The organism is Streptacidiphilus rugosus AM-16 (genome assembly GCF_000744655.1).
GTDB lineage: Bacteria > Actinomycetota > Actinomycetes > Streptomycetales > Streptomycetaceae > Streptacidiphilus > Streptacidiphilus rugosus.
This window is the reverse complement of the sequence record NZ_JQMJ01000004.1, coordinates 1,692,596-1,713,452: the sequence shown is the minus strand read 5'-3', so window position 1 is coordinate 1,713,452 and position 20,857 is coordinate 1,692,596. Positions and strand designations below refer to the sequence as shown.

18 protein-coding genes are annotated in these 20,857 nt (G+C 72.7%); 11 read left to right on the top strand and 7 right to left on the bottom strand.

Annotated features, from left to right (window positions below):
- The first annotated feature begins 20 nt into the window (after positions 1-20).
- From BS83_RS16900 to BS83_RS16890, 3 genes are all read left to right on the top strand, one after another.
- Entirely contained in the window at positions 21-731 is a 711-nt protein-coding gene (locus tag BS83_RS16900) for an SDR family NAD(P)-dependent oxidoreductase (protein ID WP_037609231.1), read from the top strand.
- Positions 713-1,816, top strand: coding sequence for a threonine aldolase family protein (locus tag BS83_RS16895; RefSeq protein WP_037604599.1), 1,104 nt, complete (start codon positions 713-715; stop codon positions 1,814-1,816). The genes BS83_RS16900 and BS83_RS16895 overlap by 19 nt, the downstream gene beginning before the upstream one ends.
- A gap of 162 nt (positions 1,817-1,978) precedes the next feature.
- Positions 1,979-3,067 carry an aminotransferase class V-fold PLP-dependent enzyme gene (locus BS83_RS16890; protein ID WP_037604598.1) on the top strand — a complete coding sequence of 363 codons (1,089 nt, stop codon included), beginning with the start codon at positions 1,979-1,981 and terminating at the stop codon, positions 3,065-3,067.
- 120 nt (positions 3,068-3,187) lie between these two features.
- Here the strand turns inward: BS83_RS16890 and BS83_RS16885 are convergent, their stop codons facing one another.
- Positions 3,188-3,919, bottom strand: a complete 732-nt coding sequence (locus tag BS83_RS16885; protein WP_037604597.1) for an SDR family NAD(P)-dependent oxidoreductase — start codon at positions 3,917-3,919, stop codon at positions 3,188-3,190.
- Positions 3,920-3,981: 62 nt separating this feature from the next.
- On the opposite strand from BS83_RS16885, the gene BS83_RS16880 reads away from it, so the two are divergent.
- Entirely contained in the window at positions 3,982-4,203 is a 222-nt protein-coding gene (locus BS83_RS16880) for a toxin-antitoxin system HicB family antitoxin (RefSeq protein ID WP_037604596.1), read from the top strand.
- On the top strand, positions 4,200-4,589 hold the full coding sequence (locus BS83_RS16875; protein ID WP_232248371.1) for a hypothetical protein: 390 nt from the start codon (positions 4,200-4,202) through the stop codon (positions 4,587-4,589). The genes BS83_RS16880 and BS83_RS16875 overlap by 4 nt, the downstream gene beginning before the upstream one ends.
- Positions 4,590-4,737: 148 nt before the next feature.
- Here BS83_RS16875 and BS83_RS16870 read toward each other — a convergent pair whose 3' ends face one another.
- Positions 4,738-5,361 carry a hypothetical protein gene (locus BS83_RS16870; protein ID WP_037604595.1) on the bottom strand — a complete coding sequence of 208 codons (624 nt, stop codon included), beginning with the start codon at positions 5,359-5,361 and terminating at the stop codon, positions 4,738-4,740.
- A gap of 405 nt (positions 5,362-5,766) precedes the next feature.
- Between BS83_RS16870 and BS83_RS16865 the strand changes: the two genes are divergently transcribed.
- Entirely contained in the window at positions 5,767-7,017 is a 1,251-nt protein-coding gene (locus tag BS83_RS16865; protein ID WP_037604594.1) for a polysaccharide deacetylase family protein, read from the top strand.
- A gap of 124 nt (positions 7,018-7,141) precedes the next feature.
- Positions 7,142-8,917: a phosphatidylglycerol lysyltransferase domain-containing protein gene (locus tag BS83_RS16860; RefSeq protein ID WP_037604593.1), complete on the top strand. Its 1,776-nt coding sequence runs from the start codon at positions 7,142-7,144 to the stop codon at positions 8,915-8,917.
- A gap of 81 nt (positions 8,918-8,998) precedes the next feature.
- Here BS83_RS16860 and BS83_RS16855 read toward each other — a convergent pair whose 3' ends face one another.
- The 3 genes from BS83_RS16855 to BS83_RS16845 form a co-directional block, all read right to left on the bottom strand.
- Positions 8,999-9,271 carry a hypothetical protein gene (locus BS83_RS16855; RefSeq protein WP_037604592.1) on the bottom strand — a complete coding sequence of 91 codons (273 nt, stop codon included), beginning with the start codon at positions 9,269-9,271 and terminating at the stop codon, positions 8,999-9,001.
- 207 nt (positions 9,272-9,478) lie between these two features.
- On the bottom strand, positions 9,479-10,609 hold the full coding sequence (locus tag BS83_RS16850; RefSeq protein ID WP_051943182.1) for a sensor histidine kinase: 1,131 nt from the start codon (positions 10,607-10,609) through the stop codon (positions 9,479-9,481).
- Positions 10,606-11,295 carry a response regulator gene (locus BS83_RS16845; protein ID WP_051943180.1) on the bottom strand — a complete coding sequence of 230 codons (690 nt, stop codon included), beginning with the start codon at positions 11,293-11,295 and terminating at the stop codon, positions 10,606-10,608. Before BS83_RS16845 ends, BS83_RS16850 begins: the two co-directional genes overlap by 4 nt.
- A 305-nt stretch (positions 11,296-11,600) precedes the next feature.
- Between BS83_RS16845 and BS83_RS16840 the strand changes: the two genes are divergently transcribed.
- Positions 11,601-13,625: a beta-galactosidase gene (locus BS83_RS16840; protein WP_037604591.1), complete on the top strand. Its 2,025-nt coding sequence runs from the start codon at positions 11,601-11,603 to the stop codon at positions 13,623-13,625.
- A 94-nt stretch (positions 13,626-13,719) separates the two neighbouring features.
- Complete coding sequence (locus BS83_RS16835) at positions 13,720-15,180, top strand: DUF2079 domain-containing protein (protein WP_232248369.1); 1,461 nt, start codon at positions 13,720-13,722, stop codon at positions 15,178-15,180.
- A gap of 171 nt (positions 15,181-15,351) precedes the next feature.
- Here the strand turns inward: BS83_RS16835 and BS83_RS16830 are convergent, their stop codons facing one another.
- Complete coding sequence (locus BS83_RS16830) at positions 15,352-17,868, bottom strand: DEAD/DEAH box helicase (protein WP_037604590.1); 2,517 nt, start codon at positions 17,866-17,868, stop codon at positions 15,352-15,354.
- 42 nt (positions 17,869-17,910) lie between these two features.
- Positions 17,911-18,735, bottom strand: a complete 825-nt coding sequence (locus BS83_RS16825; protein ID WP_232248368.1) for an SDR family oxidoreductase — start codon at positions 18,733-18,735, stop codon at positions 17,911-17,913.
- A gap of 126 nt (positions 18,736-18,861) precedes the next feature.
- On the opposite strand from BS83_RS16825, the gene BS83_RS16820 reads away from it, so the two are divergent.
- Positions 18,862-19,461 (top strand): hypothetical protein, encoded by a 600-nt coding sequence (locus BS83_RS16820; RefSeq protein WP_037604589.1) that lies wholly within the window; start codon positions 18,862-18,864, stop codon positions 19,459-19,461.
- 73 nt (positions 19,462-19,534) lie between these two features.
- Complete coding sequence (locus BS83_RS16815) at positions 19,535-20,758, top strand: cytochrome P450 family protein (RefSeq protein WP_037604588.1); 1,224 nt, start codon at positions 19,535-19,537, stop codon at positions 20,756-20,758.
- Positions 20,759-20,857 lie beyond the last annotated feature (99 nt).

Here is a 20,857-nt window from a genome sequence, read left to right as displayed (position 1 = left end):
GCACTGGCACTGAGATCGACATGAAGGGCCGCGTCGTCGCGGTCGCGGGCGCGACCGGGATCGCCGGGCGGGCCACCGTGCTGCGGCTGGCCAAGGCCGGCGCGATCGTCTCCTGCGGCGACATCGACGCACGCAAGCTGGACGAGCTGATGGACTCCGTCCGCCGCGCCGTCCCCGGCGCGATCGTGGTCGGCCAGGTCGTCGACCTGCTCGACCCGCAGGCGGCGCACGACTGGTCCGACCACATCGAGGCCGAGTTCGGCCGCGTGGACGGCCTGGTCCACCTGGTCGGCGGCTGGCGTGGCAGCAAGACCTTCGCCGACACCGACCTGGCGGACTGGGACTTCCTGCACGACATGCTGGTCCGCACCCTCCAGCACACCAGCCTGGGCTTCCAGGAGGCGCTGCTGCGCAGCGACGCGGGCCGCTTCGCGATCATCTCCGCCGCCGGCGCGCACAAGCCCACCGGAGGCAACGCCGCGTACGCGACCGCCAAGGCCGCCGCGGAGACCTGGACGCTGGCGCTCGCCGACTCGTTCAAGGAGACGTCCGCCGCGGCTGCCATCCTGGTGGTGAAGGCCCTGCTCTCCCCGGAGATGCGGGCCGAGAAGCCGAACGCCAAGTTCTCCGGGTACACCGAGACCGCCGACCTCGCCGAGCAGGTCGTCTCGCTCTGGGCCCGCCCCGCCGACGACGTGAATGGAACGCACCTGTGGCTGACGCCCCAGTGACCGAGAACACCGACAGCACCGCCCGCACCGACGCCCGGCGCAGGCACGACCCGAACGCGCGCGGCTTCGCCAGCGACAACTACGCGGGCATCCACCCCGAGGTGCTGGCCGCGTTGGCCCTGGCCAACGAGGGCCACCAGGTCGCGTACGGCGAGGACGACTACACCGCGCACCTCCAGGACGTCTTCAAGGCCCACTTCGGCGAGCGGGCCCAGGCCTACCCGGTGTTCAACGGCACCGGCGCCAACGTCGTGGCACTGCAGGCGATCCTGCCGCGCTGGGGCGCGGTGGTGGCCACCGAGACCGCCCACATCCACACGGACGAGGGCGGCGCGCCGGAGAAGATGGCCGGCATCAAGATCCACCGGGTGGCCACGCCCGACGGCAAGCTGACCCCCGAGCTGATGGACCTCCAGGCCTGGGGCTGGGGCGACGAGCACCGCGCGCAGCCGCTCGCGGTCTCGATCACCCAGAGCAGTGAGCTCGGCACCGTCTACACCCCGGACGAGATCCGCGCGATCTGCGACCACGCGCACGAGCGCGGCATGCTGGTCCACGTCGACGGCTCGCGCCTGGCCAACGCCGCCGCGGCGCTCGGCCGGCCGTTCCGTGAGTTCACCACCGACGCCGGCGTGGACGTGGTCTCCTTCGGCGGGACCAAGAACGGCCTGATGTTCGGCGAGGTCGTCCTGGTGCTCAACCCGGACGCGGTCAAGAACATCAGCTACCTGCGCAAGACCTCGATGCAGCTGGCCTCCAAGATGCGCTTCGTCTCGGTCCAGTTCGAGGCGCTGCTCACCGGCGACCTGTGGCTGCGCAACGCCGCGCACGCCAACGCGATGGCCAAGCGGCTGGAGACGGCCGTCGCCGCGGTCGAGGGCGTCACCGTGGTGCGGCCGGTCGCGGTCAACTCGGTCTTCGCGCTGCTGCCCCGCGAGGTCAGCGAGCGCCTGCAGAAGCGCTTCCGCTTCTACTTCTGGAACGAGCACACCGGCGAGGTCCGCTGGATGTGCTCCTTCGACACCACCGAGGCCGACATCGACGCCTTCGCGACGGCGATCGCCGAGGAGATGGGTCGCCGGTAGGCCACGCCTCTGTGCGGGCCGGCCGCCTTCGGGCGGCCGGCCCGTTCGTCGTCCCCGGCCCTGTGCGGCCTCCCCGCGGGCGGCTCGCATAAGCCGGCCTTGGGGTGAGGGGCGGCGAAAACGCCGTGGTGGCGGGCGGTCGTGCCGGGGCACGATGGCGGCATGCAACCGGACCAGAGCGGGACCAGCCACCTCGACGACGTCGTCGCGCGCGAGTTCGCGCCGGAGAGCGTCTACCTCAACTCCGCCTCGATGGGACTGCCGCCCGCGCGCACCGTGGCCGCGCTGCGCGAGGGCGTGACCGAGTGGGCCGCCGGATGGTCGGACCCGCCCGCCTACGACGCCCCGGTCGGCGCCGCCAGGCGCGCCTTCGCCCGGCTGGCCGGGGCGGGGGAGCGGCAGGTGGCGATCGGCTCGACGGCCTCCGAGCACGCCGCGGTGGTCGCGGCCTCGCTGCCCGCGGGCAGTCAGGTGCTCTTCGCCGAGGGTGAGTTCACCTCGGTCATGCCGGCCCTGCAACACCGCGGTGACCTCAGGGTGCGGGCGGTCCCACTGGAACGGCTGGCGGAGTCGGTCGACGCGGACACCGCACTGGTGGCCGTCAGCATCGCGCAGTCCGCCGACGGCCGGGTCGCCGACCCGGCCGAACTGCGCGCCGCGACCCGACGTCACGGCGCGCGCTTGCTGCTCGACGCCAGCCAGTCGGCGGGCTGGCTGCCGCTCCCCACCGGCGACGACCGGCCCGACTACCTGGTCTGCGCGGCCTACAAGTGGCTGCTCGCCCCGCGCGGCGCGAGCTTTTTCGCCGTCACCGAGGACGCGATGCCGACGCTGCGCGTGATCGCGCCGAGCTGGTACGCGGGCGAGGACCCCTGGACCAGCTGCTACGACGAGGTGCCGCTGGCCGCGTCCGCGCGCCGCTTCGACCGCCCGCCCGCCTGGCTGCCGTTCGTCGGCGCGGCGCAGTCGCTCTCCCTGATCGAGGAGGTCACCCCGGCGGCGATCGGCGCGCACGACCGCGCGCTGGCCGCCCGCTGCCGCGAGGGGCTGCGCGAGCTCGGTCATGCGCCGGTCGCGGCGGACTCGGCGATCGTCTCGGTGCCGGGCGTCGGCGACCTGGCCAAGGAGCTGGCCGCGGCGGGGATCAGGGTCAGCGCCCGGGCCGGAGGTCTGCGGATCGCCTTCCACCTTTACAACTCCGCCGCGGACGTCGACGCCCTGCTGGCCCGGCTTCCGGCGCGGGCCGCCTGATCGAGCCGGAGGCGTAAGGGCCTGCGGCCGGTTCGGTCCCCGCCTCCGGCCTGCGCCGCCGGGCAGGGGACCGGGGCCCGGCGGCGGGGCCGACGGTGGGGGCCGGGTTCAGGCTTGCGGCTACAGGCCGCCGGCCACGCGCAGCACGGCGCCCGTCGCGTAGCTCGCGTCGGGGGAGAAGAACCAGGCGACCGCCCCGGCGATCTCCTCGGGCTGCGCGCAGCGGCCGAGGGGGATGTTCGGGGCGCGCTTGGCCGGGCGCTCGGGGTCGGGGTGGAAGTCCGTCCAGACCGTGCCGGGCGCGACGCAGTTGACCCGGATCCCGACCGGGCCGAGCTCCTTGGCCAGCCCGACCGTCATCGCGTCCACGGCCGCCTTCGCCGCGGCGTAGTGCACGTACTCGCCGGGGCTGCCCAGGGTGGCCGCGCCGGAGGAGATGTTGACGATGGCGCCCGCCGTCCCGCTCTCCGCCATCGCCCGCACCGCGGCGCGGGCGCAGAGCAGGTAACCGGTCACGTTCACGTCGACGGACCGGCGCAGGCCCTCGGGGTCCGCGTCGGCGAGCAGACCGTAGGGGCCGGGCACCCCCGCGTTGTTGACCAGCCCGGTCACCGGGCCGAGACCGGCGGCCGGGCCCGCGGCGAGGAGGCGGTCCACGTCGTCGACGACGGTGGTGTCGGCCTGCACGGTGACACAGCGTCGGCCCGCGGCGCGCACCTTCGTGGCGACCTCGTCGGCGGCGTGCGCGTCGGAGCGGTAGCCGAGGACGAGGTCGTGCCCCTCCGCGGCGAGACGCAGCGCGATGGCCGCCCCGATACCACGGCCGGCCCCTGTGACGACGGTAACGCTCAACTCTGCCCCTCCTTCCGTCCCGGCTCTCCTCTGTACAGCACGGCTGCTGTACCGTAACAAGCATGTCGAAGCACATCACCATCCGGGTGGACGAGGAGTTCCACGCCCGGCTGGCTGCTCGGGCGGCGGCTGAGGGCACGACGATCACCGCGCTGGTCACCGAGGCGGCCAAGCGCGAGCTCGACCCGGACCGTCAGCGCTTCCTCGAGGCGGCTGCCGAGTTCAACACGTCCGAGAACTGGGCGTACTTCCAGGAACGGTTCGGCGGGAAGAAGACCGCGTGAAGGCGGATGCCGTGAAGGCCGACGAGGCCTGGGCCTGGAACGTGCTGGCGCACCACCTCCCGTCCGACCCGACGGTCTGGGACCCTTCCGGCATCAGCGCGGCGATCGCGCGCCACGCCAGCGACGTCGTCCTGGTCGCCGACGAGCCCCCGCGCGACGTCCACTGGCGTGCGGCGGCGCTGCTGCACACGCTCTCGGTGTGCCCGCCGCTGGACTCCCCGATGAACGAGTTCTACGCGGCGACCCTGACCCGCGCGTATCTGGCGATGGCGGGTGTGAAGCCCCTCCCGAACAGCTTCGCGCTGGCGGACCTGGTCGACCACGCGAAGGAACTCCGCAACGACGTCTTCGCGACGGCGGAAGCACTCCGCAAACTGACGGACTGACGGGAGCCCTGTCAGGGGCGCGGGGAACCGCGCGAGCAACCACCGGCGTGCGGATGGCCCTGCGCTCTGAGGACCATCCGCATGTCAGTGGCTTGTCGCGCAGTTCCTCGCGCCCCTGGAGAGTGCAACGGGCCCTCTGATCCGAGGGTCAGCGGGGGTCGGGGCGGTCGAGGTTCCAGTGGCGGACGGTCTGGCAGAGCCAGCCGTCGTCGGAGGTCTTCGGGATCAGGGAGAGGCGGGTGACCGTCCGCTGGCCGCCCTCGTGGTCGCCGTAGAGAAGATCGACGTTCAGCCGCTGGCGGTTCTTCACGGCGTCGGCCAGCGCCGCGAACTCGGGGTCGGCCGGGTCGCGCAGCGCGGCGTGCCAGCTGCCGTGGTCGCCGGAGGCGACGTACATGTCGAGGCCCTGACGGCGGAAGGCCTCCGCCTCCGCCGGGGCGTCGCCGCTCGGCAGGGACCAGCCGTGGACGACGCCGAGGCCGGGGCCGAGGTTCCGCAGGGACGCCGCGAGGTAGACGACCGCCTCGCCCAGCTGGGCGTGGCCGTGGCCGCCCGTCACATGCGCGTGGTGCCCGTCGTACCAGAGGAGCTTCTGCTGGGGATCGCTGACCCTGGAGGCCACCAGCACCGGCCGCAGCGAGACCTGCAGGGCCCGTTCGGCGGAGCGGGCCGCCTTCTCGGCCGAACGGATGGAGGCGAAACTGGCCGCAGCCAGCACGAGTGTTCCCGCGGCCGTCAGCACGGCCGAGGCCGTGCTCCAGTCGATCGACATCCGAACGCCCCCCACGGGTCGGACCAGCACGGACGGACTCCGGCGAATTCCGGCCGGTTGGCGGATGGACCCCGCCGCTCGGCGGTGATCTCATCAGACTGGCGGCAGCTTAGCCGTCTGGCCGAGGAGGCACACGTTCGGGTGAGATTCGGGTCGAGGACGCCCCGGAAACCCCGTGCGGCTACGCACTGGCGAGTGAATCGCGGGTGGGTCACTCCCCGTCGGATGCCCCCGGTTGAGCGATGCTGTGAGGGTTGCTTATATCCGGATCGATCGGAGCGAACCGATGCATCCGGTGCGAGCGTCCCGGTATTCGGACAACCGAACGCCAGCAGAACATAACTGACGACCACGTCGAGAAGTCGAGAAGTCGACACTGGGCCGAGCGGAAGGCAGGGAAACCATATGGGAGCGATCTCGCGCAGGAACGTACTCGCTGGGGGAGCCGCCGTCACGGCGGCGGCGTTGGGCGTCTCCGGCTGCGGCGGCTCCAGCGGCGCCACTCGACCCGGCGGCGGCGACGCCCGCGCCGGAGGTCACTCCCCCTCCACCGCACCGACCCCCACGGCGAAGCCGATCAACCTGATCGGCGACGGCTCGACCTCCGACACCGGTGCGCAGCCGAACCAGCCGGTCCCCGAGCGGCTGCAGCCGGGCCAGCGCCCGCCGCAGTTCGTCGTCTTCTCCTGGGACGGCGCGGGCGAGGACAGCAAGGAGCTCTTCTCCCACTTCCGCGGCGTCGCCAAGGAGGTCAAGGCGACGATGAGCTTCTTCCTCTCCGGCATCTACGTGCTGCCCGAGGGCAAGAAGGACCTCTACCTCCCGCCCGGCCACCGTCCCGGCGCCTCCGACATCGGCTACCTCGCGGACAACCACGTCAAGGCGACGCTGCAGCAGGTCGGCGCGGCCTGGCTGGAGGGCCACGAGATCGGCACGCACTTCAACGGCCACTTCTGCAGCCCCAGCACCGGCGTCGGCAACTGGAGCCCGGCCCAGTGGCGCAGCGAGATCGACCAGGCCGTCCAGTTCGTTACCCAGTGGAAGACGAACACCGGCTTCACCGACGTGGACCCGCTGCCGTTCGACTACCGCAAGGAGCTGATCGGCGGACGCACCCCCTGCCTGCTCGGGCAGGACCGGCTGCTGCCCACGGCCGCGGCGCTCGGCTGGAAGTACGACGCCAGCTCGCCCGGTGGCAACCAGATGTGGCCGGTCAAGCGGATGGGCCTGTGGGACTTCCCGCTCCAGTCCATCCCGTTCCCCGGGCACAGCTTCCAGGTGCTGTCGATGGACTACAACATGCTGGCCAACCAGACCGGCGGCACCCCGAACGGCGACCCGTCCCGGCGGCCCTACTGGCAGCAGCAGGCCTACGCGTCCTACATGGCCGGATTCAACCGCGCCTACACCACCAACCGCGCGCCGTTCTTCATCGGGAACCACTTCGAGAGCTGGAACGGCGGCATCTACATGAAGGCCGTCGAGCAGGCGCTGCGCGAGATCGCGGCCAAGCCCGACGTGCGGCTGGTCTCCTTCCGCCAGCTGGTGCACTGGCTGGAGGCGCAGGACCCGGCGGTGCTGACCAAACTGCGTACGCTCAACGTCGGCCAGACGCCCACGGACTGGAAGCAGTACACCTCCGCCACGCCCGTCTGACCTGCCGTTCGGTGCCGGCACCCCGCCGAACGGCGGGGTGCGGACGGCACCTCGGAGTGACGAAGCCGACGGCCCGCCGCGAGAAGCTGATACCGGTCCTGCCCCTCCTCTTACGGAGCCGTCCTTGAACTCCCGAGCCGCCGCACCGCGCGTCCAGCGCCTGAGCGCTCGCGCCGCCGTCTGGTACCTGCGGATCGTGGCCTGCCTGAACCTTCTCTGCGCCGTCTCGCTGAGCTTCCGCGACCAGGTCCGGCACCACAACCACGGCGAGTTCTACACGCCGTACCTGCTCACCGCCGGCTTCAGCTCGGCCGCCTTCGCGGTGTTCATGGCGGTCATGATGAACCGTCGCAAGCGGGCGGCGTGGATCGCCAACCTGGCCTTCTCCGGGCTGCTGCTCTTCGGCATGGCGGTGGCGCTCCAGGACCAGCGCGGCGTGAGCTCGCACCCGTTCAACTGGGTCACCTTCGGCATCCTGGTGCTCTTCGTCGCGGCGCTGCTGCTGGGCCGCGGCGAGTTCCGTGCCAAGGGCGACCCGGCCAACCCGCGGCTCGCTGCCGGCGCGCTGGTCGGCGGGGGCCTGGCGACGCTGCTGATCGGCGTCGGCCTGCTGAGCCTGACCGCCGCGGGACGCGGCGCCTCGCTGGGGGACCGCGCCGAGTACGTGCTGCTGCGCGCGATCACGCTGGGCTCGGACGGCTCGCAGTTCTTCGACGCCCCGGTGCCGCTGTCGATAGACGTCACCGTCAACGTGCTGAGCGTGGGCGTCCTGGTGCTGGTCACCTACGCGCTGTTCCGGGCGCCGAAGGGCAAGGAGTACCTGAGCCCGGAGGACGAGACGCAGCTGCGCGGCCTGCTGGCCAAGCACGGGGCGCGCGACTCGCTGGGCTACTTCGCGCTGCGCCGCGACAAGTCGGTGGTCTTCTCGCCCAGCGGCAAGGCCGCGGTGACCTACCGCGTCGTGGGCGGCGTCTCGCTGGCATCCGGCGACCCGATCGGCGACGTCGAGGCGTGGCCGGGCGCGATCGAGAAGTGGCTGGAGCAGGCCCGCGAGCACGCCTGGGTCCCGGCCGTCACCGGCGCGAGCGAGGAGGGTGGCGTCGTCTACGCCCGCCACGGTCTGGACGCGCTGGAGCTGGGCGACGAGGCGATCGTCGAGGTCGGCGAGTTCTCCCTGGAGGGCCGCTCGATGCGCGGGGTGCGCCAGGCGCACAACCGCGTCCGCCGCGCCGGCTACACCGTGGCGGTGCGCCGCCACGGCTCCATCGGCGAGGAGGAGATGGAGGCGATGCTGGTCCACGCGGACCAGTGGCGCGACGGCGCGACCGAGCGCGGCTGGTCCATGGCGCTGGGCCGGCTGGGCGACCCGGACGACGGCCAGTGCGTGATGCTGGAGTGCCGCGACGGCGAGGGCCGGCTGCGGGCGCTGCTGAGCTTCGTCCCCTGGGGCGAGCACGGCCTCTCGCTGGACCTGATGCGCCGTGACCGGGACTCCGACAACGGCCTGATGGAGTTCATGGTCATCGAGCTGATCCAGCAGGCCCGCAGCATCGGCGTGGAGCGGGTCTCGCTGAACTTCGCGGTCTTCCGTGCGGTGTTCGAGCGCGGCTCCAAGCTGGGCGCGGGACCGTTCCTGCGCGCGTGGCGCTCGGTGCTGGTCTTCTTCTCCCGCTGGTGGCAGATCGAGTCCCTCTACCGCGCGAACGCCAAGTACCGCCCACAGTGGGAGCCACGCTACGTCCTCTTCGAACGCAGCCGCGACCTCCCCCGGATCGCCCTGGCCAACGCCTGCGTCGAGGGCTTCATCGCCCAACCCCGCCTCCCCGCCCTCCTCCGCCGCAAGCGCCGCGGCGTCGCGGCCCAGCAGGAACGCGACCGCGTGCTCCAGAGCGTGGCCTGACGGCCACCGCGCCGCGGGCGCGATCCGCTCAGCGAGGGAGCCCGGGCCGTCGGCCCGGGCTCCTGTGCGTGGGCCTCGCGCTCAGCTCCGGCGCAGGGCCTGGGTGCAGGTGGTGCACTGCCAGGGGGTGAGGTTGGGCGGGTACCAGGTCGCGCCCGGGCCCTGGGGGTGGTAGCTGTGCTTCTCCATGGATGCGGTGGGCTTGCCGCAGAGGGTGAGGTCGGCCGGGTCCTCGGGGGTGTCGGGGTCGGTGAGGGCGGCGTGGACCGCGCGGAGGCCGCCGGTGACCCAGCTCTTGGCTTCCAGGTCGGGTGCGTGCTCCGTCTGCGGTTCGACCATCACGATGACGCCCATGTCTCCACGATCGGCGCGGTCGTGCCCGAGCGCATCTCGACGCCCGGAGCGGCCGGGCCCTGTCCAGGGGGAAGGCTGGGGGAGGATCTTCCCGGGCCCGGTCTGCCTGGCACGCACGCTCGCTGCGTTGTACGAGGCGTTCCGCCGCCTTGCGAGCGCACGCGCCGGACAACCCGGGCTGATCCGAGAAGACTTGCCGGACGGGGCCTACCGGGCCGGCGCGGGGAAGGTGGCGTGGACGGTGAAGCCGCCGTCGGGGGTCGGCGCGGCCGAGAGGGTGCCGCCGAGCTGCTGGGCGCGTTCGCGCAGGCCGATCAGGCCGTGGCCGCCGCTGGGGAGGAGGAGGGGCTGCGCGTCCGGGTCGGCCGGGCCGTTGGTGACGGTGACCTGGAGGGGGCCGTCCGAGGCCGCGACCTCGACGGAGACCGTCGAGCCCGGGGCGTGCTTGCGCACGTTGGTCAGCGCCTCCTGGACCGTGCGGTAGGCCGCGCGCTCCACCGGTTCAGGGAGGGTGCCGTTCAGGCCGTCGCCGCAGGCGAAGGTCGCGCTGAGGCCGGAGCCCGCGACCAGCCGGGGCAGGTCCGCCAGGGTCGGCTGCGGGGTGAGCTGCCCCGCGTCGCCGCCCGCGGCCCGCAGCACGCCGACCATCTGCCGCAGCTCCTCCAGCGTCTTCACCGAGAGCTGCCGGATCGTCCGGCCCGCCTCCCTGGACGCCTCCGGGTCGTCGGCCCGGACCTGCAGCGCGCCCGCCTGGATCGAGATCAGGCTGACCTGGTGCGACACCACGTCGTGCATCTCACGGGCCAGCCGCGCCCGCTCCGTGGACAGCACGCTCTCCGCCAGCAGCCGGCGCTCGCGCTCCTGCCCGCGGGTCAGCTCGTCCAGCCGGACGGCCAGCTCGCGGCGCGTGTTCACCAGCAGCCCGAGGGCGACCGGCGCGCCGCCGGTCAGCAGGGCGTACATCGCGGCCAGCGCGGTCGTGCGGTCCCAGGCGAGGGTGTAGTCCGCCATCGGCCACGGCACGAACTGGGTCAGGGCGACCAGCAGGGCCCCGCCGCCGACCACCCAGCGGCTCCGGTAGCGCACCGCCACCGAGTAGACCGCGATCATCGGCGCCAGCCAGATGTAGCTGAGCTGCATGCCGGGCAGGGTCGCCAGCAGGACGGGTATCGGCCAGCGCTTGCGCAGCAGCAGCGCGCCGGCGGCCAGCAGCGAGGTCGCCATCTGGGTCGCCGAGCCCAGGTCGTTGGCGAGGACCGCGTCCAGGCACGCGAGCAGCACGGGGAACGGGAGCGTCACCCAGGGGCTGAGGTACCAGGGGCGGCCCGGCCCGCTCACCGGTGGTCCCGGCCCGCGGCGGGGCCCGGCTGCGAGGAGTGGTCGCCGGCCAGCAGTCCGGCCTGGTGGGCGAAGACGGCGGCCTGCACCCGGTTCGAGGTGCCGAGCTTCGACAGGATCGCGCTGATGTGGTCCTTGACCGTGCCGGTGCTGAGGAAGAGGCGGGCCGCGATGTCCGCGTTCGACAGGCCCTCGCCGAGCAGCGCGAGGACGTCCAGCTCCCGCGTCGTCATCGTGGCCAGGCGGGCCGCCGTCTGCCGGTCGGGTCCCGAGTCCAGGTAGCCGGCGATCACCGTGTCGGTGACCGCGGGGGAGAGGATCCGGCCGCCCACGGCCAGCACCCGCACCGCGTGCATCAGCTGCTCGGGGTCGGTGTCCTTCAGCAGGAAGCCGCCCGCGCCCGAGCGCAGCGCCGTGCCGATGTACTCGTCCGTGTCGAAGGTCGTCAGCATCGCCACGGCGGGCGGCTGCGGCAGTTCCATCAGCCCGGTCAGCACCGTCAGCCCGTCCACGTCCGGCATCCGCACGTCGAGCAGCACCACCTCGGGGCGCAGCCGGGCCACCGTCTCCAGGGCGTCGCCGCCGCCGCAGGTCGCGACCACCTCGATGTCCGGGGCCGAGCTGACGATCAGGCTCAGGCCGGAGCGGACGAGCGTCTCGTCGTCGACGATGACCACGTGGATCACGGTGCGGCCCTTCTCCTTCTGCGTTCTGCGTTCTGCGGTGCGGGTCCAGCGGGTCCAGCGGGTGCTGCGGGCACTGCGGGTCCGGCTGGTGTTCGGGGCTTTTCGGACACGCCCCGGACAAGAAGCCTACGAGGCTACTCGACCGGACCGGCAGAGGCGGGAGCCCTCACGGCCGGACTTCACACCCACGCCGGGTGCGCGGCCCGCCACGCACCCGGACGGGGTCTTGCCCCGGAAGCGTCGAAGGGGAGAGGCTGCCCACGGCCACCGCGGTTCCATCGAGCGCACCGGACGAGGAGTGATCCATGGCACAGCCGCTGCGCCTGGACGGCATCGCCTACGGCGGGGACTACAACCCGGAGCAGTGGCCGGAGGAGGTCTGGGCCGAGGACGTCGCGCTGATGCGGGAGGCCGGCGTCAACCTGGTCAGCCTGGGGATCTTCTCCTGGGCCCGGCTGGAGCCGCGTCCTGGCGAGTTCGACTTCGGCTGGCTGGACCGGGTCATCGCACTGCTCCACGCCGGCGGCATCGCCGTGGACCTGGCCACCCCCACCGCCGCCCCGCCCGCCTGGTTCCAGCGCGCCCACCCGCACGTGCGCCCGGTCACCGAGGACGGCCGCACCCTCGGCTACGGCGCGCGGCAGACCTACTGCCCCAGCTCGCCGGAGTACGCCGCGGCCGCCGCCAGGATCACCCGCGAGCTCGCCGCCCGCTACGCCGGGCACCCGGCGATCGTGCTCTGGCACATCCACAACGAGTACGGCTGCCATGTCGCCCGCTGCTACTGCGAGCGCTCCGCGGCTGCGTTCTGCGACTGGCTGACGGACCGGTACAAGACCGTCGAGGCGCTGAACGAGGCCTGGGGCACCTCCTTCTGGGGCCAGCGGTACGGCGACTTCGCGGAGGTCGACGTCCCCCGTGCCGCGCCCACCGCGGTCAACCCGGCCCAGCAGCTCGACTTCCGCCGCTTCTCCTCCGACGCGCTGCTCGCCCTCTACCGCGCCGAGCGCGACATCGTCCGCGCCGCCGACCCCGACGTGCCGATCACCACCAACTTCATGGCGGGGCTCTCCGACAACCTCGACTACTGGGCCTGGGCCCGCGAGGTGGACGTCGTCGCCACCGACCACTACCTGTCGGCCGAGCGTCCCGACAACCAGATCGGCCTCGCGCTCAGCGCCGACCTGACGCGTTCGCTGGCGGGCGGCGCGCCGTGGCTGCTGATGGAGCACTCCACCTCGGCGGTGAACTGGCAGCCCCGCAACATCGCCAAGCGGCCCGGCGAGCTCGCCAGGAACAGCCTCGCGCACGTGGCGCGCGGCGCCGACGGCGTCCTCTTCTTCCAGTGGCGCGCCTCGCGGTCCGGCGCGGAGAAGTACCACTCGGCGATGCTGCCGCACGCGGGCACCGACACCCGGGTCTGGCGCGAGGTCGTGGACCTCGGCGCGCGGCTGCGCGAGCTCGCTGCGCTGCGCGGCAGCCGGGTCGACGCGCGGGTGGCCGTCGTCTGGGACTGGGAGTCCCGCTGGGCCCTGGACCTGGAGTTCCGGCCCTCGGTCGAGCTCGACTTCAGGGAGCGGATCGACGCCTACTACGAGCGGCTGTGGCGGGCCGGGGTGACCGTCGACTTCGTCCACCCCGGTGCGGACCTGAGCCGGTACCGGCTGGTCGTCGCCCCCTCGATGTACGTGACCACCGCGGCCTGGGCGGAGAACCTGCGCACCTGGGTCCGCTCCGGCGGCACCCTGCTGACCAGCTATTTCACCGGCATCGTCGACGAGAACGACGCCGTCCACCCCGGCGGGTACCCGGGCGCGCTGCGTGACGTGCTGGGCGTGCGCACGGAGGAGTTCCTGCCGCTGCGCAAGGACGAGAAGACCAGGCTGGTCGCCCCGCCCCGGATGGACGGCGCCGACGCCGCGCCGGGGACGGCCGGCCGCTGGGCCGAGGACCTCGCCCTCGACGGCGCCTCCGCCGTGCTCCAGCACGCGGACGGCCCCGCGGCGGGACGCCCGGCCGTCACCCGCCACCGCTTCGGCGACGGCACGGCCTGGTACGTCGCCACCGCACCCGATCCGGGCACGCTCGACGCCGTCCTGCGCGCCGCCCTCGCCGACGCCGGCGTGCGCACCCCCTCCGGCCTGCCCGACGGCGTCGAACGCGTGCGACGCGCCGACGCAGAGGGGCGGAGCTGGGAGGTCGTGATCAACCACACCGCCGCGGACGCCACGGTTCCGACGCCCTCGGGTCCGCTTCCGGTGCCCGCCGGAACGGTCCGGGTGCTGGCCCCGGGACCGTCCGGGTCGGTAGGTTCGCCAACGGACGACTGAGTGACGAAAGGGCAACCTGCTCACGAGGGCGACGCGTATGGTGGTCGGGTTTGCAGGCTGACGGGGTGGGAAGCGGCGAGTGAGTACAACCGAGGTGACAGTCGTCGCACAACGACGGCTGCGGGCCCTGCCGGGGCTGCCGGGGGAGCTGGGCGGCCGGGACGGCCGGATACCGGCGTGGGCGTACAGCTGGGGCGTGGCAGGGCTGTTCGCCGTGCTCTACACGCTGCTGTCGGTGCGCCGGCACGACCAGCAGCTGACGGCCGGCTTCGACCTCGGCATCTTCGAGCAGGCCGTGCGCGCCTACGCGCACCTGCAGGCGCCGATCACCCCGCTCAAGGGGGCCGGCTTCGACGTCCTCGGCGACCACTTCAGCCCCGCCGTCGCCCTGCTCGCGCCCCTCTACCGGGTCTTCCCCAGCCCGGTGACGCTGCTGGTCGCGCAGAGCGTGCTCTTCGCCCTGGCGATCGTCCCGCTGGCCGACTGGGCGCGGCGGACGCGTGGGCCGCGGGCCGCCCTGGTGGTCGGTCTGGGCGTGGGCGCGTCGTGGGGGATCGTGCAGGCGGCCGACTTCGACTTCCACGAGATCGCCTTCGCGGTGCCGCTGATCGCGTTCGCGGTGCGGGCGCTGGGGGAGGAGCGGTGGCGCGCGGCCGCGCTCTGGTCGCTGCCGCTGCTGCTGGTGAAGGAGGATCAGGGACTGACCGTCGCCGCGATCGGCGTCTACGTCGCGCTGCTCGGCCCGCGCCGCCTCGGCCTCTGGCTCACCGCAGCCGGGGCGCTCGGCACCTGTTTCGAGGTCCTCGTGCTGCTGCCCGCGCTCAACGAGCACGGCGGCTTCGACTACTGGCAGCAGGTCACCGGCGGCGGCAGCGCGACCACCGGCGGCGTGACCCAGGCGGGCGGCGACGGCTCGCTGGTCGGCCTGCTGCTGCATGTGCCCTGGCCGGGCGTCAAATGGCTCACGGTGCTGATGCTGCTCGGGCCCACGGCGTTCCTCGCGGTGCGCTCCCCGCTGACCCTGCTCTGCGCGCCGACGCTGCTGTGGCGCTTCGCCTCCGGCAACTCGCACTACTGGGGCGTCGCCTACCACTACAGCGCGGTGCTGATGCCGATCGTCTTCGGCGGCTTCGTCCACGCGCTCGGCCGCCTGCCGCTGCGGCGCCGCGTCCGCCGGGGCCTGCTGGCGGGCAGCGCGGCGGTGACGCTGGCGCTGATCCCCTTCTTCCCCCTGAGAGAGCTGGCGTTCCCCTCGGAGTGGACGACCAGCCCCCACGTCCGCGCGGCCGACGCGGTCCTCTCCGAGATCCCCGACGGCGTGACCGTCGCCGCCAGCAACCGCCTCGCGGCCCAACTGGTCCACCGCACCACGGTCACCCTGGTCTGCTCCCCCCAGACCACCCCGGGCCCGGCCTGGGTCGTCGTCGACTCCACCGACTCCAAAGCCGTCGCCCCCTGCTCCTCCGACGCCGCCGAAGCCGCCCTCGCGGGCTTCGAGGCCCAGGGCTACCAACTGATCGACACCCGGGACGGCGTCACCCTGCTGCGCCGGTGACCGGCCCCGGCCTCGGTACGCTGCCGGGGTGGCGGAGATCCGGGACGACGACAGGACGGCTGAGGTGGTGTCCGGCCGGGCGTGGGACGCGTGAAGGGCTCGCGACGCGCGGGCCCCGCCGCCGCTCGGAAGGCCGGGCGGGAGCGGGGCGGAGGGGCCACTGCGTGAGGCTCAGCCCAGGCGGCTGACCTCGGTGACGCGGAGGACGGCGCGGCCCTCCTCGTCGGAGGAGGTGAGGTCGACCTCGGCGCTGATGCCCCAGTCGTGGTCGCCGGCCGGGTCGTCGAAGATCTGGCGGACGAGCCAGGCGCCCTGGACCGAGTCCTCGTCGATGATGAGCATCTTCGGGCCGCGGGCGTCCGGGCCGGTGAAGAGGTCGTCGTGCTCGTCCCAGTACGGGTCCATCGCGTCGGCCCAGCGGTCCGCGTCCCAGCCGCCGTCCTCGGAGTCCAGCTCCGCCAGCGCGGCGTGGTGCTCCAGCGCGGCCAGTTCCACGCGGCGGAACATCGCGTTGCGGACCAGGACGCGGAAGGCGCGCTTGTTCGCGGTGACCGGGGCGGTCTTCTCGTCGAGGGACTGCTCCAGCTCCTCCTCGTCCTCCGGGTTGGCCAGCTGCTCCCACTCGTCGAGGAGCGAGGAGTCCACCTGACGGACCAGCTCGCCCAGCCAGGAGGAGAGATCGCGCAGGTCCTCCGACTTGAGGTCGTCGGGGACGGTGTGCTCCAGCGCCTTGTAGGCCCCGGCCAGGTACCGCAGGACCAGGCCCTCGGTGCGCGGGAGCTCGTAGAAGCCGACGTAGTCGACGAAGGTCATCGCCCGCTCGTAGAGGTCGCGGGCGACCGTCTTCGGGCGCAGCGGGTGGTCGCTGATCCACGGGTGGGCGCGGCGGTAGACCTCGTAGGCGTACTCGAGCTGCTCCTCCAGCGGCTTGGGGTAGCTGATGTTCTGCAGCCGCTCCATCCGCTCCTCGTACTCGATCCCGTCGCGCTTCATCTCCGCGACGGCCTCGCCGCGCGCCTTGTTCTCCTGCGCGTGCAGGATCTGCCGCGGGTCGTCCAGCGTCGACTCGACGACCGAGAGGACGTCCAGCGCGTACGACGGTGACGCCGGGTCCAGCAGTTCGAACGCGGCCAGCGCGAAGGTGGACAGCGGCTGGGTGAGTGAGAAGTCGTCCTGGAGGTCGACCGTCAGCCGGACGATGCGGCCGGTCTCGTCCGGGTGCGGAAGGCGCTCGACGACGCCGCCCGCCTCCAGCGAGCGGTAGATGGCGATCGCCTCGCGGATGTGGCGGCGGCGGGTCTTCGGGTCGTCGTCGTTGTCCGTCAGCAGGTGCCGCATCGCCTCGAAGGCGTTGCCCGGGCGGTTGATGACGGAGAGCAGCATCAGGTGGCTGACCTTGAAGCGGGAGACCAGCGGCTCCGGCGCGGCGTCGATCAGCTTGGTGAAGGTCTCCTCGCCCCAGGAGACGAAGCCCTCGGGCGCCTTCTTCCGTACGACCTTGCGCTTCTTCTTCGGGTCGTCGCCCGCCTTGGCGACGGCCCGCTCGTTCTCGATGACGTGCTCGGGCGCCTGCGCGACGACCGTCCCCACCGTGTCGAAGCCCGCGCGCCCGGCGCGGCCCGCGATCTGGTGGAACTCGCGGGCGCGCAGCATCCGCACCCGCTGGCCGTCGTACTTGCTCAGCGCGGTGAACAGCACGGTGCGGATCGGCACGTTGACGCCGACGCCGAGGGTGTCCGTCCCGCAGATCACCTTCAGCAGACCGGCCTGCGCCAGCCGCTCCACCAGGCGGCGGTACTTCGGCAGCATGCCCGCGTGGTGGATGCCGATGCCGTGGCGCACGTAGCGGGACAGGTTGCGGCCGAACTTGGTGGTGAACCGGAAGTTGCCGATCAGCGAGGCGATCGCCTCCTTCTCGGCCTTGGTGCACATGTTGATGCTCATCAGCGCCTGCGCCCGCTCCACCGCCGCGGCCTGGGTGAAGTGCACGACGTAGACGGGGGCGTTGCCGGACTTGAGCAGGTCCTCCAGCGTGTCGTGGATGGGGGTCCGCTGGTACTCGTAGAAGAGCGGGACCGGACGCGTCGCCGAGGAGACCGTGGTGGTCGGGCGGCCGGTGCGGCGCTTGAGGTCCGTCTCGAAGCGGCGCACGTCGCCCAGCGTCGCCGACATCAGCAGGAACTGCGCCTGCGGCAGCTCGATCAGCGGCACCTGCCAGGCCCAGCCGCGGTCCGGCTCGGCGTAGAAGTGGAACTCGTCCATCACGACCTGGCCGACGTCCGCCTGCGCACCGTCGCGCAGCGCGATGCTGGCCAGCACCTCCGCCGTGCAGCAGATGATCGGCGCGGTCGGGTTGACCGAGGCGTCGCCCGTCATCATGCCGACCTTCTCGGTGCCGAACATCTTGACCAGGTCGAAGAACTTCTCCGAGACCAGGGCCTTGATCGGCGCGGTGTAGAAGGTGCGCTGCCCCATCGCCAGCGCGGCGAAGTGCGCGCCCGCGGCGACCAGGGACTTCCCCGAGCCGGTCGGGGTGTTCAGGATGACGTTGTTGCCCGAGACGATCTCGATCAGCGCCTCTTCCTGAGCGGGATAGAGGGTGATCCCGCGCTCCTCGACCCAGCCGGCGAAGGCGGTGAACAGGTCGTCGGGCTGGGGCTCTGCGGGGATGAGATCAGTCAGGGTCACCGGACCATTCTGCCTGTTCCGGAGCCTGTCCCGCCGCCTCCTTCACAGCGCCCTCCCCAGGCCCTCCCCGGCCCTCTGCGCCGCCTCCCCGGCCGGGGCCGCCGAGCCGGGCGCGCGCATGCCCGCGCGGACCCGGCGGCCACCGTCCACCAGCAGGTCCGCGCCGGTCACCCAGCCCGAGTCCGGCGACAGCAGCCAGACCACGGCGCGGGCGACGTCCTCCGGCTCGCCGAGCCGGGCCAGCGGGGTGGCGGCGGCCAGGCCGGCCTCGTCCCGCTCCCAGTAGAAGCGCGCCAGCTCGGTGCGGACCAGGCCGGGGGAGACCGCGTTGACGCGCACCTGCGGCGCGAGCTCGGCGGCGAGGTGGCGGGTGAGCTGCAGCAGCGCCGCCTTGCTCGTCTCGTAGGCCGCCAGACCGGGGCCGACCCCGTGCACGCCCTCGGTGACCACGGTGACGATCGCGCCGCCGTGCTCCCGCATCCAGCCCTCCCAGGCCGCGCGGACCAGGGCCAGCGGGCCGTGGACGTTGACGGCGAAGGTCTCCGCCCAGGCGAAGGGGTCGCCCTCGACGGCCGGGCCGAGCGGCTGGTTCGCTCCCGCGTTGCAGACCACGTAGTCCAGCCGCCCGAAGCTCTCCAGCGCGAGACCGGCCCAGCGGCGCACGTCCACCGGATCCCCGGCCGAGCCTGCCGCCGCGACCAGCCGTCCTGGCGCGGGCCCGAGCTCGGCCAGCGCCTCGTCGAGACCGGCCTTCCCCCGTGCGCCGATCAGCACCGACGCCCCGGCGGCGAGCAGCTCCCTGGCCACCTCCCGCCCGATCCCGCGCGATCCGCCGGTGACCACCGCAGCTCTGCCGTCCATGTTCATGGCGTGCATTGTGCGCGGCGGGGCGCGAGGCCACCAGAACGAAGTGGGCGATTCCGAGTGCCAATTTGCTTGGCAGGTGGCAACTTTGAACTTTTCCGAGACATGCCAGGGGGCATCGTGCAGCCGATGGCTGGAAGGCACGCGAAGGACCGCGCCGAGGCGGACGCCGAACTGCGAGCGCACTGCGAGAAGTGGGGGTTCGACCCGGAGTTCGTCGGGGAGCACAAGTGGAGGCTCACGCTCGGCATCGCCTGCAACCCCGAGTTCGGTTACCCGGAGGCGATCAAAGCGCTCGAAGCGGATCGCATGGAGCTCCACAGGGACGCCGTCCGGGCGGGTCGTCTGGGACAGGTCGACGGGGACCGTCTGATCGCCACGATCGCGACCGACGGACGGTTCCACGGCTCCGCGGTTCACGGAATCCTGCAGCAGATGGCGGATGCGTACGTCGCGGGAGAGCGCGTCAACCTGGGCCTGGGCGGCCAGCCGTTCGACCCGGAGACCTACGAGGAGCTACGTGACGAGTGGACCCAGGTCGGCCGTGTGGCCGCCACGCTCGGCGGCATCTTCACGGCGTTCGCCGGCCTCGATCCGCAGGACAAGGCGCTCGAGGGCAGGGGGAACGTGGGCGCCACCCTGGAGCAGCGGCGGTACCAGGGTGACCTGCTGGCCACGATCAACGGGATCAGGTTCAACATGCACGTGAACCTCACCGGGCTGCAGTAGCCCTGAGGCGCACGGCTGTTGACGATCGGGTAGCTTTTGCTGCGAACACGTCATCCGTCTGGGGAGGGCCCTGATGACGATCGCCGACGCCGACGCGCCGCTGATCAACGACCGAGCGTTCAAGGCGGACGCGCACGCCCGTTATGCGGGGCTGCGCGTCCGCGGGCCGGTGCAGCGGGTGCGGCAGCCGAACGGGCTCGGCCTCTTCCTCGTCCTGGACCACGAGCTCGGCCGCGCCGCCCTCACCCACCCCGACCTGCTCAAGGACGCGGAGGTCGCCCGCGCCGCGCTGGACGCCGCCGGCGTCAGCTCGTACCAGGGCCGCGGCATCAACATGCTGATGGCCGACCCGCCGGACCACGCCCGCCTGCGCGGCCCGGTCGCCCGCGCGTTCACACCGCGGCGGGTCGAGGCGCTGCGGCCCCGGATCCAGGAGATCACCGACGGGCTGATCGACGCGATGGAGGCGAAGGCGGCGGCCGGGGAGCCGATCGACCTCGTCGAGGACTTCACCGCGCCGCTGCCGGTGCTGGTCATCTGCGAACTGCTGGGCGTCCCGGTGGACGCCAGGGCCGACTTCCGCAGCTGGACGCTGGCCGCGGTGTCCGGCTCCACCTCCTCCGGGCCCTCTGCCGCGCAGCAGGCGGGCGCGATCGCGCTGCACGGGTACTTCGCCGAGTTGCTCGCGGCCAAGAGCAAGGACCCCGGCGAGGACCTGCTCTCCGAGCTGATCCGGCTCAACGAGCAGGACGAGAACGCGCTCAGCGACGAGGAGCTGCTCGGCACGGCGGTGATCCTGCTGATCGCGGGCCACGAGACCACGGTCAACCTGCTGGGCAATGCGACGGTCGCGCTGCTGGACCACCCCGAGCAGGCGGCGCTGCTGCGGCAGCGCCCGGAGCTGCTGCCGGGCGCGGTGGAGGAGTTCCTGCGCTTCGACGCCCCCGTCGACCAGACGCCGTTGCGCTTCGCCGCGCGTGACCTGGAGCTGGGCGGGGTCCGGATCCCGAAGGGCAGCGTGGTCACCGTCTCGCTCAGCGCGATCGGCCGCGACCCCGCGACGGGCGCGGGCGAGGCCGCGCTGGACGTGACCCGCACGGACGGCCGGCACCTCTCCTTCGGCCACGGCATCCACTACTGCGTGGGCGCGCCGTTGGCCCGGCTGGAGGGTTCGGTCGCGCTGGGGACGCTGCTGCGGCGCGTGCCCGACCTGGCGCTCGCCGTGCCCAGTGCGGATCTGGAGTGGACCCCGAGCGGCATCATGCACGGGCCGCTGACCCTGCCGGTCGTCATCTGAACCGTTCGCTGCCGCGCGCCCCCCGAGGTGCTTGCAACTTCTGTATTACCGAAGTCTGACGCTTACCCCTTTGCCCTGGTCAGGGCGGGCGTGTGGTGA